This window comes from Luteimonas pelagia (genome assembly GCF_054776035.1).
Window position 1 is genome coordinate 714,495 of sequence record NZ_BAAHCG010000002.1, and the last position, 15,160, is coordinate 729,654.

Below are 15,160 nucleotides of genomic sequence, written 5' to 3' on the forward strand. Positions count from 1 at the left end.
CGCGGGACGGGGCGGTCAGCCGAGCAGCCGCCCCAGCATCCGCGCACCGCCCAGCCACACGCCGACGGCGGTGCCCAGGCTGGTGAGGAAGAAATTCAGCAGCACGCGCGCGACCCGGTTGCGCCACCAGCCGCGCACCGTCTGCACGTCATCGCGCAGGGCCATGAAGTCGGCATAGGTGGGCTTGCGCACCCAGGCCTCGACCAGGGCGCTGACCGTGCCCGAGGCCAGCGCCGGGTGCAGGGGCGTGAGCGGCGAGGCGACGAAGGCCGCGAGGATGCTGAGCGGATGCCCGCCGGCGACCGCGCACCCGATCGCGCCCAGGCCGCCGGTGATCAGCACCCAGTACAGCATCAGGTCGGCACCGACATCCAGGCCGCCCTGCCAGAAGCCCCAGGCGAAGCCGCCCAGCAGGAACGTGGCCAGCACGATCGTGAACCACGGGATCGAGGAGGACTCGGGCAACGCTTCGAGGGCCGCACGCGCGGCCGCGGGTTCGTCCGTGTCGTCGCGGAGGTGGCGGGCGAGGCCCTGCAGGTGGCCGGCGCCGACCACCGCGAGCACGCGGGACGGACGCGGCACGGCGCCGCCGATCGGCTGGCCCGCTTCGCGCAGGCGCGCGGCCATGTAGCGGTCGCGCTCGGCGATCACGGTCTCGTACAGCACCGGATTGTCGGACGCGAACTCGCTGAAGCTGGACTCGAGCAGGTCGCCCTGCTTGAGCTTCTCGATGTGGTCGTGGGCGACCTCCTCGTCGAAGAACAGCGAGGCGAGGATGCCGCCGCCGAGCTTCGCCCGCTGCCACCAGCCCAGTCGACTCGAGGCGCGTCGGAAGGTGAGGCCGACGTCGCGGTCGACCAGGTGCACCGGCAGGCCGGCCTCGCGCGCGTCGAGCACCGCGGCCTTCAGTTCGGCGCCCGGCTCGATGCCGAGCTGGTCGGCCAGCCGGCGCTGGTACGCGGCCAGGCCGAGGTTGGCCGCGAACAGCGCCGCCTTGCCCTCGCGCAGGACCTTGACCAGGTCCATGCGCGCGAACATGTCCGGGTCGGTCATCGCCGCCATGCGTTGCGGATCGAGTTCGACCGCCACCGCGTCGAACTCGCCCGAGGCGATCGCGGCGCGCACGGCGTCGACGCTCGCGCGCGAGACGTGAGCGGTGCCGAGCAGCGTGTAGTGCACGCCGTCGCGCTCGACGTCGGCATGCGGCTGGCCGCGCCAGTCGAAATCCGTGGAGCCGGCCTCCGCCGCCGGGGCGCCGCCGCCGTCAGTCACGGTAACGCTTCGTCAGGTCGCCGTACGCATCGATGCGGCGGTCGCGCAGGAACGGCCAGATGCGGCGCACGTGCTCGCTGCGGCCGAGGTCGACTTCGGCCATCAGCAGTTGCGGTTCGCCGCCTGCCTCGGCGAGGAACTCGCCCTGCGGCCCGAGCACGTGGCTCGAGCCCCAGAAATCGATGCCGGACGCGCCGAGCGGCGAAGGCTCGTGCCCGACGCGGTTGCACGACAGCACCGGCAGCCCGTTGGCCACGGCATGGCCGCGGTGGCTGGCGATCCAGGCGTCGCGCTGGCGCGACTTCTCGGCCTGGTCGTCGTCGGGATCCCAGCCGATGGCGGTGGGGTAGAGCAGCAGGTCGGCGCCGGCGAGCGCCATCATCCGCGCGCCCTCCGGATACCACTGGTCCCAGCACACCAGCACGCCGAGGCGGCCGACCGACGTGTCGATCGGCTCGAAGCCCAGGTCGCCCGGCGTGAAGTAGAACTTCTCGTAGAAGCCCGGGTCGTCGGGGATGTGCATCTTGCGGTAGCGGCCGGCAAGCGTGCCGTCGCGCTCCATCACGACCGCGGTGTTGTGGTACAGGCCCGGCGCGCGCCGCTCGAACAGCGAGCCGACGATCACCACGCCGTGTTCGCGTGCGAGCGCGCCGAGGCGTTCGGTGCACGGGCCGGGGACCGGCTCGGCGAGGTCGAATTCGTCCACGCACTCGTGCTGGCAGAAGTAGGGGCCGTTGTGCAGTTCCTGCAGCAGCACCAGGCGCGCACCGCGCTTCGCCGCCTCCGCCACGCGTTCGGCGATTCGGTCGAGGTTGGCGGCGGCGTTGCCGTCGCCCCGGTCGATCACGGCGCGCTCCTGGACCAGTGCGACGGGGAGCGTTGTCTTCTTCATGCGCGGCTCGGGTGCGAAAGCGGGGGGATTGTAGGCGCGGGCGGGTTCAGCCCGCGTCGGCGGCCGGCGCGAGCACGCCGCGCGGAAGCTGCATGGTGACGCAGTGGAGGCTGCCGTTCTGCCAGATCAGCGGGCGACTCGGCACCTGCACGATTTCGCGCCCGGGGAACGCGTCGGCGAGCACCGCGGCGGCCCGGTCGTCGATCGCGCGGCCGGCGGCGTCGGCGCCATAGGCGGGCATCAGCACGGCGCCGTCGACGACGAGGAAGTTCGCGTAGCTCGCGGCGAGCCTGCGGCCATCGTCGTCGCGGATGGCCGGGTGCCAGGGCAGCGGGAACAGGCGGTAGGGCGTGCCGTCGGCGGTGCGCAGCGCGGCGAGTTCGCGCGCCATCGCGCCCAGCGGGGCGTGGTGGCTGTCGGCGGGATCGTCGCAGGCCTGGTGGACGATCGCATCGGGGGCGGCGAAGCGGGCGAGGGTGTCGACGTGCGCGTCGGTGTCGTCGCCCTCGAGGTGCCCGTGGTCGAGCCACAGCACGCGGTCCTGCCGCAGCCACCCGCGCAGGCGCGCCGACAGTGCGTGCCTGTCCTGCTCCGGATGCCGCTCGCGCAGGCACTGCCAGGTCGTGAGCAGCGTGCCCGCGCCGTCGGTGTCGATCGCGCCGCCTTCCAGCGCGAAGTCGATCGACTGGCGGGCCGCGTCGTCGAACAGGCCCAGGTCCTGCAGCGCTTCGACGAGGCGGTCGTCGCGCGACGCGTCGAACTTGCCGCCCCAGCCGGTGAACCGGAAGTCCAGCAGGCGCGCTTCGCCGTCGGCGCCGACCAGGGTGATTGGACCGGTGTCGCGCAGCCAGGTGTCGTCGTAGGGCGCATGCACGAAGCGCACGCGGTCCATGTCGATCCGCGCGGACGCCAGGCGCGCGCGCGCGTAGGCCTCCAGGTCGTCGTCGGACACCACCACCACCGCGGTCGTGAATCGCGCGATCGCGGCGACGAGCGCCACGTAGGTGTCCTCGACCTCGCCGAGCCGCTCCGCCCAGTCCGTGCCGGCGTGCGGCCAGGCGAGCAGGACGGCGGACTGGGGCTCCCATTCGGCGGGCAGGCGGAGGTCGGTCATGGCGGCGGGGTCTTGTGCATACGTGGCGTTGGAACGAAAAGGGCCCGGCGGCACGCGGCCGCCGGGCCCCGGTGTGGGCCGATCAGCGGATCGGCGGCTTCGGGCCGACCTCGCCCGGACCGGCCTGCACCAGCACGGCGTCGATCACGGTGTCCTTCTCGAAGTACACGACGAAGGCCGGATAGGTCCAGCGATGGATCACCGGCCACTGCGGCTTCTGGCCGCCCCGCGGATCCAGGCGGCTGGTCGGCGCGCCGAAGCGGGACTGGACCTCGGCCATGCTCAGGCCGCGCGCGGGCAGGGCGACGGCGGCCTCCTCCTGGACGCGCTCGACCAGCAGCGTCTCCGCGGAGGCGGTGCCCGTCGCGGTGGCGAGCGCGAGGGCGGCGAGCACGGTGGCCCGCGTCGGATTCATTGACATGGCACGTCTCCCTGGTGGTCGGGTCGGCGACCCGTCGGAGCGTCTTTTAGCAGATCGCGCCCGCCCGGCGCGTCCAGCCGGGGTGCGCCGCACCCGGGATCCCCGGGTCGCGCACGAAAAAGGCCGCGTCTCCGCGGCCTCGATCGTTCGCGCTGGCGCCGGGCGCTGGGCCCGCCGACGGGATCAGCGCTGGCGCGCCTTGAAGCGCGGGTTGGACTTGCAGATCACGAAGACCTTTCCGCGGCGGCGGACCACCTTGCAGTCGCGGTGACGGGTCTTCGCCGACTTCAGGGAGGACAGGACCTTCATGACGGAACCTCGGCAAATGGATGGGTGCAGCGAAGCCGCGCATTCTAGCCGGGTTTTCCGCCGCCATTCAAGCGGTTGCGCCGGATGGTTCAGGCGAAGGGCTACACTCGCCTCCCGTCTCCCGCCCGTGCGAGCCCCCATGCCCGAGTCCGCCGAACCCGCCGCGCAGTCCGGCCCACCGCCGGTGCTGACCATCGACGGCCCCTCCGGCTCCGGGAAGGGCACGATCAGCCGGGCCGTCGCCGCCCGCCTCGGGTGGCATTACCTCGACTCGGGGGCCCTCTACCGCGCCGTGGGCGTGGCCGCCGGCTGGAACGACGTGGACCTGTCGGACGCCTCGGCCCTCGTGCGATGCACCTTCGACGCCGACGTGGCCTTCGAGGACCGGGGCGACGGCGAGCCACGGGTGCTCGTCAACGGCCACGACGCCACCGACGAGCTGCGGACGGAGACCGCCGGCGCGGCGGCCTCGGCGATCGCGGCGATCCCCGAGGTCCGGGCCGCGCTGGTCGCCCGCCAGCGCGCCTTCCGCCAGCCCCCGGGCCTGGTCGCGGACGGCCGCGACATGGGCACCGTGATCTTCCCGGATGCCGCGACCAAGGTGTTCCTCACCGCCAGCGCCGACGAGCGGGCCGAAAGGCGCTATAAGCAGTTGAGCGACAAGGGGGTTTCGGTTACATTGGCGGGTCTGCTGCGCGAGATCCTCGCGCGCGACGCCCGCGATGCGAACCGGGCGGTGGCCCCGCTGCGACCGGCGCATGACGCCGTGACCATCGATACCACCGGGCTCCCGATCGACGCGGTCGTCGAGCGCGTGCTGTCGCTGCTGCCGTCCTGACCGGGCGGGGCGGCGCCGGCTTCGCGCCGCGGGCAGGCCCCGGCGGCAGCCGCCTCCGGGTCATCCATAACACGAAACCTCAAGCGGCCACACGCAATCCCGCGCAGGCCGACCAACGGGTGGATCCCGGCGCTCCCCGACGGACGCCGCGGTCCGTGTCTCCAACCGAGTATTCCCAATGACCGAATCATTCGCAGAACTGTTCGAGCAGAGCCAGGCGCACCTGGCCAAGCTGAAGCCCGGCGCCATCGTCACCGGCACCGTCGTGGACGTGCGCAACGACGTGGTGGTGATCAACGCGGGCCTCAAGTCCGAGGGCATCGTGCCCATCGAGCAGTTCCGTAACGACGAAGGCGAGATCGACGTCGGCATCGGCGACCAGGTCAAGGTCGCCCTGGATGCCCTCGAGAACGGCTTCGGCGAGACCGTGCTGTCGCGCGAGAAGGCCAAGCGCGCGATGGTGTGGGACGAACTCGAGGAAGCCCTCGAGAAGAACGACACCGTGACCGGCCGCATCAGCGGCAAGGTCAAGGGCGGCTTCACCGTCGACATCAAGGACGTCCGCGCGTTCCTGCCGGGCTCGCTGGTCGACGTGCGCCCGGTGCGCGACCCCGCGTACCTCGAGGGCAAGGAGCTGGAGTTCAAGCTCATCAAGCTCGACCGCCGCCGCAACAACGTCGTGGTCTCGCGCCGCGCCGTCGTCGAGAGCGAGCACTCCGAGGAGCGCGAGGCGCTGATGGAGAAGCTGGTCGAGGGCGCGATCCTGCCGGGCGTGGTGAAGAACCTCACCGACTACGGCGCGTTCGTGGACCTGGGCGGCATCGACGGCCTGCTGCACATCACCGACATGGCCTGGAAGCGCGTGCGCCATCCGTCCGAGGTGGTCGAGGTCGGCCAGGAGCTCGAGGTCCGCGTGCTCAAGTACGACCGCGAGCGCAACCGCGTGTCGCTGGGCCTCAAGCAGCTGGGCGAGGATCCGTGGGACAACATCGGCCGCCGCTACCCGGCGACCACCCGCGTGTTCGGCAAGGTCTCCAACGTCACCGACTACGGCGCGTTCGTCGAGATCGAGCCGGGCGTCGAGGGCCTGGTGCACGTGTCCGAGATGGACTGGACCAACAAGAACGTCAACCCGTCCAAGGTCGCGCAGGTCGGCGACGAGGTCGAGGTCATGGTCCTGGACGTCGACGAGGAGCGCCGCCGCATCTCGCTGGGCATGAAGCAGGTCACCTCCAACCCGTGGGAAACCTTCGCCGCCATCCACAAGAAGGGCGACAAGGTCGAGGGCCAGATCAAGTCGATCACCGACTTCGGCATCTTCATCGGGCTGGACGGCGGCATCGACGGCCTGGTGCACCTGTCCGACATCAGCTGGAACACCACCGGCGAGGACATCGTCCGCAACTTCAAGAAGGGCGACACCCTCGAGGCGGTCGTGCTGGCGGTCGATCCGGAGCGCGAGCGCATCTCTCTGGGCGTCAAGCAGCTCGAGCAGGATCCGTTCGGCCAGTTCATGGCGGCGCATCCGCGCGGCACGAAGGTCACCGGCACGGTCAAGGAAGTCGACGCCAAGGGCGCGACGATCGAGCTGGCCGATGGCGTCGAGGGCTACGTCGCCGCGCGCGACATCGCCCACGAGCGCGTGGACGACGCGTCGCAGCACCTGAAGGTGGGCGATGCGATCGAGGCGAAGTTCGTCGGCATGGACCGCAAGGGCCGCTCGCTGCAGCTGTCCATCAAGGCCAAGGACGAGGCCGAGACCGCCGAGGCGATGGCCGAGTACAACAAGGCCGCCGCCGAGGCCGCCAGCGGCACGACCAAGCTGGGCGCGCTGCTGCGCGAGCAGCTGGGCGGCAAGTCCGAGTAAGCGTCACCCGGCGGCCCGGTCACCCGGGCCGCCTCCGCCGCGCGTGCGGCCCGCCGTGGCCGCGCCGGACGCCGCCGCCAGGGCGGACCGCACGCGGGGCATGATTCGCGGGAAGCCCATGACCAAGTCCGAGCTGATCGAACGCCTCGCGCAGCGGCAGGCCCACCTCAAGTCCGAGGACGTGGACCTGTCGGTCAAGGCGCTGCTGGAAATGATGGGCGGCGCGCTGGCCAACGGCGAGCGCATCGAGATCCGGGGTTTCGGCAGCTTCTCGCTCCATTACCGCCCGCCGCGCCTGGGCCGCAACCCGAAGACGGGCGAGGCCGTCGCGCTGCCGGGCAAGCACGTCCCGCACTTCAAGCCGGGCAAGGAACTGCGCGAGCGCGTGAGCGGCGTCCTGCCGCAGCCGCAGGAGGCCTGAGCCGCACGCGCGGCATCGGCTAAGCTTCCGACCCAATCGTCGATGCGAGGGGCGCGATGCGTCTGCTGAGGGTCCTGACCGGAATCGCGTGCCTGGCCGCCGGCGTCGTCGTCGGCGCGCTCAATACACAGCCTGTCCGCCTGGACCTCGGCGTCGCCTATGTCGAACCGAGCCTGGGCGTGGCGCTGATCGTCGCGCTGCTGGCCGGCGTGCTCATCGGCGGGCTCGTGCTGGCGGCCAGCGTCGTCTGGCCGTTGCGCCGCCGGCTCGCGCGCGTGGAGCGGGCCCATGCCGCCCAGTCGGCGCCGGTGGACCCGGGCGCATGACCGCCTTCGTTTCCGAGTGGTTCTGGTTCTTCCTCCTGCTGCCGCTGGCCGCGGCGAGCGGCTGGCTGATCGGCCGGCGCGGTGGCGAGCGGCACAGCGACACGCAGGTCAGCCGGCTGTCGACCACGTATTTCCGGGGCCTCAACTACCTGCTCAACGAGCAGCCCGACAAGGCGATCGAAGTGTTCCTCCGCATCGCGGAACTCGACAAGGACACCTTCGAGACCCAGGTCGCGCTCGGCCATCTCTTCCGGCGCCGCGGCGAGGTCGACCGCGCGATCCGGCTGCACCAGGCGCTGGTGCAGCGCCCGGGCCTGTCCGACCAGCAGAAGGTGCAGGCCATGCTGGCCCTGGGCGAGGATTACATGCGCTCCGGGCTGCTGGACCGCGCGGAAACGGTGTTCAGCGACCTCGTGCGTCTGGAGATCGCGCCACACGCCCTGAAGCACCTCATCGCGATCTACCAGGCCGAACGGGACTGGGCCAAGGCGATCGAAGTGGCCGCCCGCTTCGAGCAGGCGACCGGCGAGCCGATGGGCAAGCTGGTCGCGCAGTTCGAATGCGAACTCGCCGAACGGCACCGCGCGGCGGGTGACGGGGCGGCCGCCCGCCAGGCCGTCTCACGCGCTTACGGGGCGGATGCGAACTCCGTTCGCGCGGGCCTGCTCGAAGGACGGATCGAGGTCGAGGCCGGCAATGATGCCGCCGCGATCCGCGCGTTCGAGCGCGTGGCGCGGGTCGACCCGGAGTACCTGCCGGAACTGCTCCCCCAGTTGCTTTCCTGTTACGAGCGCACCGGGGATGAGCCCGGCGCGCGCGCATTCCTCGCCGAGATGACCGAGCACTACCGGGGCATCGCGCCGGTCCTCGCGCTCGCGCGCCTGATCGAGGCGGGCGAGGGCGTCGCCGCCGCCCGTGCGTGGCTCGCGCAGCAGTTGAAGGACCGCCCCTCGGTCCGGGGCGAGGCGGCGCTGATCGACCTGAGCCTCGCGGACGAAGCGGATCCGGCCGCGACACTCCGGGACCTCGCCCACATCACCGACCAGCTGCTCGTGCGCAACCCGAGCTACCGCTGCAACCGGTGCGGCTTCGGCGCGCGTGCTCACCACTGGCAGTGCCCGAGCTGCAAGGAGTGGGGCACCGTGAAGCCATTGCTGAACTATGCCGTGGTCTGAGCCGGCGTTGGCCGGTCTCCTGCTGGGGGTCGCCGCACTGTCGGCCGCGGGCACGTGGGCGGCGCGGGCGTACGCGGTGCGCCGCCGCCTGTTCGATGCGCCCGGCGAACGCCGGAGCCACGCCAACGCCACGCCCCGGGGCGGCGGCGTGGCCATCCTCGGCGCGATGCTCCTGGTCCTGTCCGCCCTCGTGACGTGGCGCTTCCTCGATCCGGCGAGTGCGGCGAACGCGCTCGAGCCCGGCCTGCTCGTGTCATTCGCACTCGGCCTGCTCCTGGTCGGCGGCATCGGCTGGGTCGACGACCACCGTCCGCTGTCCCCGTGGTCGCGCCTGGCGATCCATGCGATCGCCTCCCTCCAGCTTGCGGCCGCGACCGCGTGGGCGACGGGCGACCCGGTGGCGACGGCCGTCGCCCTGCTCGCCCCCCTGGTGCTGGCGAACGTCTGGAACTTCATGGATGGCATCGATGGCATCGCGGCGACGCAGGCGATCCTCGTGGCGCTGGCATTCGCCGCCTGGCTACCCGGCGACGCCGCGCTGGTCGCGGCCGCGCTTGCCGTGGCCTGCCTGGGCTTCCTGCCGTTCAACTTCCCCAAGGCGCGCATCTTCATGGGGGACGTCGGGAGCGGCGCGCTGGGCTTCGCGCTGGGGGCGCTGGCCTCCTGGCTCCCCCTTCGGCCGCATGGCGACGGGCCGGCGATGGCCCTCCTCGCGCTCCTGCCCCTGAGCGCCTTCCTGCTCGACGCGGCCCTCACGCTGGCTCGACGCATCCTTGACGGGGAATCGTGGTGGGAGCCACACGTGACGCATGCATACCAGCGCCTGTCACGCCGTTTCGGCCGCCACTGGCCTGTCACCGCGCTGTATGGCGTATTCACCCTGGGTGCCGCTGCCATGGCACTTGTCCTGGCGACCGGACGGGAGGCCCCTGGCCTGCGTGCGGTTATCATGGCGCTCCTCGCGTGGTACGCCCTCGGCGCCGCGCTCTGGATCGCAGTCCAACGCGGCGGGATGTCGCGGCGCAGGGAGAACAGGGAATGAGTTCGTGGCGTGACCTCTGGGCCAGCAGCATGCCGCGGTGGGCCGTCGTCGCCCACGACCTGTTCATGGTGTGGGCCACGTGGGTCGGCCTGCATGCGTTCCGCCATTCCATGCTGCCCGATCCGCCCGACCTGCCGCTCTGGTCGTGGGAGATCCTGATCGTCCTGGTCGCGCAGGGCGTGATCTTCTGGCAGGTCGGCCTGTATCGCGGGCTCTGGCGGTTCGCGAGCGTTCCCGACCTGTGGAACATCGTGAAGGCGAGCCTGCTCGGCCTGGTGATGATCGCGCTGGCCCTGGTGCTCTACAACCGCGTGGAGCTCGTCTCCCGCGTGGTGCTCGTGCTCTATCCCTTCGTCCTGTCCGGCCTGCTCGGCACGCCGCGATTGCTGTACCGCGCGTGGAAGGACAGCCGGCGCGATGCCGACGGCGCGGGCGTGCGCGTGCTGATCGTGGGCGCGGGGCAGGCGGGCGAAACACTCGTCCGGGACATGCGGCGCTCGGGCAACTACCAGCCGGTCGGCTTCCTCGACGACGCGGCGCGGCTGCGCGGGAGCAAGGTGCAGGGCGTTCCCGTCCTGGGCCGGCTTGCGGAAGCGTCGTTGATCGCGCGGGAAACCGCCGCGAAGCTCCTGGTCATCGCCATGCCGTCCGCCGACGCGAGCGCGCTCCAGCGCGCGGTGGTGGCGTGCGAACGGACCGGCCTGCCGTTCCGCATGGTCCCCAGGCTGCGAGACGTCCTGGAGGGGCGATCGCTGCCCGGCCAGCTCAAGGAGGTCGCCATCGAGGACCTGCTCGGGCGCAAGCCCGTGCTGCCCGACTGGAAGGCGATCCGGCACTGGCTGGGCGGCCGTTCCGTCCTCGTCACCGGCGCGGGTGGATCGATCGGCTCCGAACTGTGCCGCCAGTGCGCCCGTCATGGCGCCCGCCGCATCACGATGGTCGAGATCGACGAGCTCGCGCTGATGCGCATCTCCTCGGAACTGCGCCGCGACTTCCCGGACATCGAGTACGTGCCGGTGCTCGGCGACTGCGGCGATCCCGCGGTCGTGAACCACGCACTGGCGGCCGCGGTGCCCGAGGCGGTGTTCCATGCCGCGGCCTACAAGCAGGTGCCGCTGCTGGAGACGCAGTTGCGCGAGGCGGTCCGCAACAACGTGCTGTCCAGCGAGACGGTCGCCCGGGCGTGTCGCGATGCGGGCGTCGGCACCTTCGTGCTGATTTCCACCGACAAGGCCGTCGACCCCGTGAACGTTCTGGGCGCGACCAAGCGCCTGGCGGAAGTCGTTTGCCAGTCCCTGGCCGACCGCACCGCGCGCGCGACCCGGTTCGTCACGGTGCGCTTCGGGAACGTGCTGGACTCGGCAGGCAGCGTCGTGCCGCTGTTCCGGGAGCAGATCCGCTCCGGCGGACCGGTGACGGTCACCGATCCCGAGGTCACGCGTTACTTCATGACCATTCCAGAGGCCTGCCAGTTGATCCTGCAGGCCTCCGCGATCGGTTCGCACGAGGCCATCTACACCCTCGACATGGGCGAACCGGTGCCGATCCGGCTGCTCGCCGAACAGATGATCCGCCTGGCCGGCAAGCAGCCGGGGCGCGACATCGCCATCACCTACACGGGGCTGCGGCCCGGCGAGAAGCTGCACGAGACCCTGTTCCACGCGGACGAGTCGTACCGGCCCACCGCCCATCCGCAGATCCTGCAGGCCGACCCGAGGAGCATCGCGGGCGAGGCGATCGGACGCGTGATGCCGGAACTGCGTGCCGCCTGCGCGCGCTATGACACGGACGTCCTCGCGCAGCTCCTGCGCCACGCGGTGCCCGAGTTCTCGCCCGCGTCGGACATGCTGGAAGCGCAGACCGGGACGGTCGTGGCGTTCCCTGCAAGGCTCGCAAGGAAGACCTGAAGGTGCGCACGCAGCGACCCGCCCGGCCACGGGGCGGCCAAGGCGAACAATCCCCGCATCGAGGAGGTCGCCTGCGCAAGGCGGTCTTTCCGGTCGCGGGACTTGGCACCCGCTTCCTGCCCGCGACCAAGACGGTCCCTAAGGAGATGCTGCCCATCGTCGACAAGCCGTTGATCCAGTACGCGGTCGACGAGGCGATCGATGCGGGATGCGACACGCTGGTGTTCGTGACCAACCGGTACAAACATGCCGTGGCGGACTACTTCGACAAGGCCTACGAACTGGAGCAGAAGCTCGATCGGGCCGGGAAGTCGGAACAGCTGGACCTCGTCCGGAATGTCCTGCCGGCCGGCGTGCGCGCCGTGTTCGTGACCCAGCCCGAAGCCCGCGGTCTCGGCCACGCGGTGCTGTGCGCGCGTCCCGTCGTCGGCGACGAGCCGTTCGCGGTCCTCTTGCCGGACGACCTGATCTGGAACCGGGGCCCCGGTGCGCTGCGCCAGATGGCGGAGGCAGCCGAGGCGACGGGCGCGAGCATGGTCGCAGTGCAGGACGTGCCACGCGAGCGGACGGCGAGCTACGGCATCGTGGACGCGCCGGTGTTCGACGGGCGGCATGGCCGCATCGAGCGGATCGTCGAGAAACCCGCGCCGGCCGACGCGCCTGGAACGCTCGCCGTGGTGGGGCGCTACGTGTTCCAGCCGGGCCTGTTCGACGTCCTGGAGAAGACCCCGCCAGGCACCGGCGGCGAGATCCAGCTGACGGACGCGATCGCGGCGATGCTGGCCGCCAGCCCCGTCCATGCGTTCCGCTTCCAGGGCACGCGGTTCGATTGCGGGACGCACCTCGGCCTGGTCGAGGCGACCATCCGGTTCGCGCTCGACAACGAGCGCTTGAGCGATGCGGCGCGCGACATGATGGAAGCGGCCCTGAGGGAAATGGGCGTCCGCGAACTGGCCTGACGGTGGCTTGTCGGGGCGATCGATTTCCCTGATCGTGGGTGCGGCCCTCCCGGCCCATCAGCCCGACCGCGTCGCCATCCTCCATGCCGAACCTGCCCGCGCACACGTACTACGAGGCAAGCGCACCCCGTCGCGCGCCGTCCGCGCCGCTGGCGGGCGGCGTGGACTGCGAGACCTGCGTCGTCGGGGGCGGCTTCGCCGGCATCAACACGGCCTTCGGCCTGGCCGAGCGCGGGATCCGCGACGTGGTGCTGCTGGAAGCGGAGACCATCGGGCGGGGCGCGTCGGGTCGCAACGGCGGCTTCGTCTTCGGCGGCTTCTCGCTCGGCGAGGCCGACCTCCTGCGCCAGCTCGGGCCGGAGCGGGCAAGGGCGCTGCACCGGGGGACGCTCGATGCGGTGGCCTGCATCCGCTCGCGCGTGGCCGCGCATGGCATCGACTGCGACCTCGTCGACGCCGGCGTGCTCTGGGCCAACTGGTTCGACGACCCGGGCGTCCTGGAGCGCCGGCAGCAACTGCTCGCGACGCACTTCGGTGTCCGATGGGAACGCATCGAGCGCGCAAGATTGCGGGAGTTGCTTCGCACCCGCCGCTACGGCGACGCGCTGTTCGAACGCGAGGCGTTCCATTTCCATCCGCTCGCCTACATCCGGGGACTGGCGAGCGTGGCCGCTTCGCTCGGCGTGGAGATCCACGAAAGGTCGCCCGCCGTGGCGCTGCGTCGCGAGGGCGCCGGATGGGTGGTCGACACCCCGTCGGGTCGCGTCCGCGCCCGGCGCGTGGTGCTGGCCTGTGGTGGCTACCTCGCCGGCCTGCGCCGCCGCGTCGACGCTTCGGTGCTTCCGATCGCGACGTATGTCATGGTCACCGAGCCCCTGGGCGCACGGCTCGACGACGCCATCCGCACGCGCGCCGCGGTCTACGACACGCGCTTCGCTTTCGATTACTACCGTGCGCTGCCGGACACCCGCCTCCTGTGGGGTGGGCGGATCTCCGTCCTCGATCGGCCGGCGGGCGCGGTCGAGCGGCTGCTCCACCGGGACATGCTCAAGGTGTTCCCGCAACTGGAGGGCGTGCGCACCGAGTACGCGTGGTCGGGCCTGATGAGCTACGCGCGGCACGAAATGCCGCAGGTGGGCGAGATCGAACCCGGGCTGTGGGTGGCGCAGGCGTTCGGCGGCCACGGGGTGGCGCCGACGACGTTCGCCGGTGAAGTCGTCGCGGGCGCACTGGCGGGCGACGACGCGCGCTGGCGCGACTTCGGCGCCTACGGCCTCGTGCCTGTGCACAAGCCCGCGGGATTCGCCGCGGCCCAGCTGGCCTACTGGTGGCTGCAGGCGAAGGATGCGTGGAAGGACTGGCGTGAACGCGCCGCCGCCTAGTGGACGGCACGTGCGGGTTCAGAGTGCTTCGAAGATCCCGGCGGCGCCCATGCCGGTGCCGATGCACATCGTCACCATCCCGTACTTGCCGCCGGTCCGGCGCAGGCCATGCACGATGGTCGCCGTGCGCACGGCGCCCGTCGCGCCGAGCGGGTGGCCGAGCGCAATCGCGCCGCCCAGCGGATTCACCTTGCCGGCGTCAAGCCCGCAGTCGCGGATCACCGCGAGCGCCTGCGCGGCGAACGCCTCGTTGAGCTCGATCCAGTCCAGGTCCTCATTGCGCAGGCCCGCCTGCGCGAGCGCCTTGGGGATCGCCGCGATCGGGCCGATGCCCATCACCTCCGGACGCACGCCGGCCACCGAGAAGCTGACGAACCGCGCCAGCGGCGTGAGGCCGTGCTCATTGACCGCCCGCCCGGAGGCCAGGAGCACCGCGGCCGCGCCATCGCTCATCTGCGAGCTGTTGCCCGCGGTGACCGTGCCACCGAACTGTCCGTTCCGGAACACCGGGCGCAGCTTCGCCAGGCCCTCGGCGGAGGTGTCCGGGCGGGGACCCTCGTCGACCTCGACCAGGGCCTTGCGGAGGTTCACCACGTTGCCGTCGGCGCCGGGCACGCGCGAGACCACCTCGACGGGCGAGATCTCGTCGCGGAACGCGCCGGCCTCGATCGCCGCCAGCGCCTTGCGGTGGGAGGCGAGGGCGAACGCATCCTGGTCCTCGCGCGACACCTTCCATTCCTCGGCCACCTTCTCGGCCGTGATCCCCATGCCGTAGGCGATCGCGGCGTTGCCGTCCTGTGCGAACACCTCGGGGCTGAGCGCGACCTTGTTGCCCATCATCGGCACCATGCTCATGCTCTCGGTGCCGCCGGCCAGCACGAGGTCCGCCTGGCCCAGCCGGATCTCGTTCGCCGCCAGCGCCACGGCCTGCAGGCCGGACGAGCAGAAGCGGTTGATCGTCTGCGCGGGCACCGTGTCGGGCAGGCCCGCCAGCAGGCTGCCGATCCGGGCCACGTTCATTCCCTGCTCCCCCTCCGGCATCGCGCACCCGACGATGACATCGGCGATGCGGGCCGGGTCGATCCCCGGTGCCTGCGCGACGACCGCGCGCAGCACGTGGGCGAGGAGGTCGTCGGGCCGGGTGTTCCGGAACACGCCGCGCGGGGCCTTGCCGACCGGCGTGCGCGTGGCGGCGACGATGTAGGCGTCCTGGATCTGGGTCATGGTCGGTCTCC

The 15,160-nt window shown here is 71.5% G+C and carries 15 protein-coding genes; 9 read left to right on the forward strand and 6 right to left on the reverse strand.

All coding sequences use genetic code 11. The features are described 5' to 3' along the window. Positions 1–15: 15 nt before the first annotated feature. From ACYU7H_RS08585 to ykgO, 5 genes are all read right to left on the reverse strand, one after another. Positions 16–1,272 (reverse strand): TraB/GumN family protein, encoded by a 1,257-nt coding sequence (locus ACYU7H_RS08585; RefSeq protein ID WP_460813866.1) that lies wholly within the window; start codon positions 1,270–1,272, stop codon positions 16–18. Next, on the reverse strand, positions 1,265–2,164 hold the full coding sequence (locus ACYU7H_RS08590) for a carbon-nitrogen hydrolase (protein ID WP_460813868.1): 900 nt from the start codon (positions 2,162–2,164) through the stop codon (positions 1,265–1,267). Before ACYU7H_RS08590 ends, ACYU7H_RS08585 begins: the two co-directional genes overlap by 8 nt. A gap of 46 nt (positions 2,165–2,210) precedes the next feature. Beyond that, a complete protein-coding gene (locus ACYU7H_RS08595) occupies positions 2,211–3,278 on the reverse strand; it encodes an agmatine deiminase family protein (protein ID WP_460813870.1) in 1,068 nt (355 codons plus the stop codon). 82 nt (positions 3,279–3,360) lie between these two features. Then, on the reverse strand, positions 3,361–3,693 hold the full coding sequence (locus ACYU7H_RS08600; RefSeq protein ID WP_460814019.1) for a hypothetical protein: 333 nt from the start codon (positions 3,691–3,693) through the stop codon (positions 3,361–3,363). 189 nt (positions 3,694–3,882) lie between these two features. Next, positions 3,883–4,008 carry a type B 50S ribosomal protein L36 gene (gene ykgO, locus ACYU7H_RS08605; protein ID WP_005913193.1) on the reverse strand — a complete coding sequence of 42 codons (126 nt, stop codon included), beginning with the start codon at positions 4,006–4,008 and terminating at the stop codon, positions 3,883–3,885. A 139-nt stretch (positions 4,009–4,147) separates the two neighbouring features. Between ykgO and cmk the strand changes: the two genes are divergently transcribed. From cmk to ACYU7H_RS08650, 9 genes are all read left to right on the forward strand, one after another. After that, positions 4,148–4,846, forward strand: a complete 699-nt coding sequence (gene cmk / locus ACYU7H_RS08610) for a (d)CMP kinase (RefSeq protein ID WP_460813873.1) — start codon at positions 4,148–4,150, stop codon at positions 4,844–4,846. Between the two features lie 178 nt (positions 4,847–5,024). Further along, positions 5,025–6,713, forward strand: coding sequence for a 30S ribosomal protein S1 (gene rpsA / locus ACYU7H_RS08615; RefSeq protein ID WP_460813874.1), 1,689 nt, complete (start codon positions 5,025–5,027; stop codon positions 6,711–6,713). Between the two features lie 118 nt (positions 6,714–6,831). Continuing rightward, the gene (locus tag ACYU7H_RS08620) at positions 6,832–7,134 is read left to right on the forward strand and encodes an integration host factor subunit beta (protein WP_460813876.1); all 303 of its coding nucleotides are present in this window, start codon (positions 6,832–6,834) and stop codon (positions 7,132–7,134) included. 56 nt (positions 7,135–7,190) lie between these two features. Continuing rightward, positions 7,191–7,460: a lipopolysaccharide assembly protein LapA domain-containing protein gene (locus tag ACYU7H_RS08625; RefSeq protein WP_460813877.1), complete on the forward strand. Its 270-nt coding sequence runs from the start codon at positions 7,191–7,193 to the stop codon at positions 7,458–7,460. After that, positions 7,457–8,635 (forward strand): lipopolysaccharide assembly protein LapB, encoded by a 1,179-nt coding sequence (gene lapB / locus ACYU7H_RS08630; RefSeq protein WP_460813878.1) that lies wholly within the window; start codon positions 7,457–7,459, stop codon positions 8,633–8,635. The genes ACYU7H_RS08625 and lapB overlap by 4 nt, the downstream gene beginning before the upstream one ends. Before the next feature lie 7 nt (positions 8,636–8,642). Then, positions 8,643–9,677: an MraY family glycosyltransferase gene (locus tag ACYU7H_RS08635; RefSeq protein WP_460813880.1), complete on the forward strand. Its 1,035-nt coding sequence runs from the start codon at positions 8,643–8,645 to the stop codon at positions 9,675–9,677. Beyond that, entirely contained in the window at positions 9,674–11,584 is a 1,911-nt protein-coding gene (locus ACYU7H_RS08640; RefSeq protein ID WP_460813881.1) for a polysaccharide biosynthesis protein, read from the forward strand. Before ACYU7H_RS08635 ends, ACYU7H_RS08640 begins: the two co-directional genes overlap by 4 nt. 71 nt (positions 11,585–11,655) lie before the next feature. Continuing rightward, positions 11,656–12,543, forward strand: coding sequence for a UTP--glucose-1-phosphate uridylyltransferase GalU (gene galU / locus ACYU7H_RS08645; protein ID WP_460814020.1), 888 nt, complete (start codon positions 11,656–11,658; stop codon positions 12,541–12,543). A gap of 83 nt (positions 12,544–12,626) precedes the next feature. Beyond that, positions 12,627–13,925: an NAD(P)/FAD-dependent oxidoreductase gene (locus ACYU7H_RS08650; RefSeq protein WP_460813883.1), complete on the forward strand. Its 1,299-nt coding sequence runs from the start codon at positions 12,627–12,629 to the stop codon at positions 13,923–13,925. An 18-nt stretch (positions 13,926–13,943) separates the two neighbouring features. Here ACYU7H_RS08650 and ACYU7H_RS08655 read toward each other — a convergent pair whose 3' ends face one another. Further along, the gene (locus ACYU7H_RS08655) at positions 13,944–15,149 is read right to left on the reverse strand and encodes an acetyl-CoA C-acyltransferase (protein WP_460813884.1); all 1,206 of its coding nucleotides are present in this window, start codon (positions 15,147–15,149) and stop codon (positions 13,944–13,946) included. Between the last annotated feature and the right edge of the window lie 11 nt (positions 15,150–15,160).

Bases quoted from the DNA above. Each gene is read 5' to 3' on its own strand.
- ACYU7H_RS08590 (WP_460813868.1), bottom strand. From the start codon at position 2,164: ATGAAGAAGACAACGCTCCCCGTCGCACTGGTCCAGGAGCGCGCCGTG.
- ACYU7H_RS08595 (WP_460813870.1), bottom strand. From the start codon at position 3,278: ATGACCGACCTCCGCCTGCCCGCCGAATGGGAGCCCCAGTCCGCCGTC.
- ACYU7H_RS08625 (WP_460813877.1), top strand. From the start codon at position 7,191: ATGCGTCTGCTGAGGGTCCTGACCGGAATCGCGTGCCTGGCCGCCGGC.
- lapB (WP_460813878.1), top strand. From the start codon at position 7,457: ATGACCGCCTTCGTTTCCGAGTGGTTCTGGTTCTTCCTCCTGCTGCCG.
- cmk (WP_460813873.1), top strand. From the start codon at position 4,148: ATGCCCGAGTCCGCCGAACCCGCCGCGCAGTCCGGCCCACCGCCGGTG.
- ACYU7H_RS08600 (WP_460814019.1), bottom strand. From the start codon at position 3,693: ATGAATCCGACGCGGGCCACCGTGCTCGCCGCCCTCGCGCTCGCCACC.
- ACYU7H_RS08655 (WP_460813884.1), bottom strand. From the start codon at position 15,149: ATGACCCAGATCCAGGACGCCTACATCGTCGCCGCCACGCGCACGCCG.
- ACYU7H_RS08650 (WP_460813883.1), top strand. From the start codon at position 12,627: ATGCCGAACCTGCCCGCGCACACGTACTACGAGGCAAGCGCACCCCGT.
- rpsA (WP_460813874.1), top strand. From the start codon at position 5,025: ATGACCGAATCATTCGCAGAACTGTTCGAGCAGAGCCAGGCGCACCTG.
- ACYU7H_RS08620 (WP_460813876.1), top strand. From the start codon at position 6,832: ATGACCAAGTCCGAGCTGATCGAACGCCTCGCGCAGCGGCAGGCCCAC.
- ACYU7H_RS08640 (WP_460813881.1), top strand. From the start codon at position 9,674: ATGAGTTCGTGGCGTGACCTCTGGGCCAGCAGCATGCCGCGGTGGGCC.
- ykgO (WP_005913193.1), bottom strand. From the start codon at position 4,008: ATGAAGGTCCTGTCCTCCCTGAAGTCGGCGAAGACCCGTCACCGCGAC.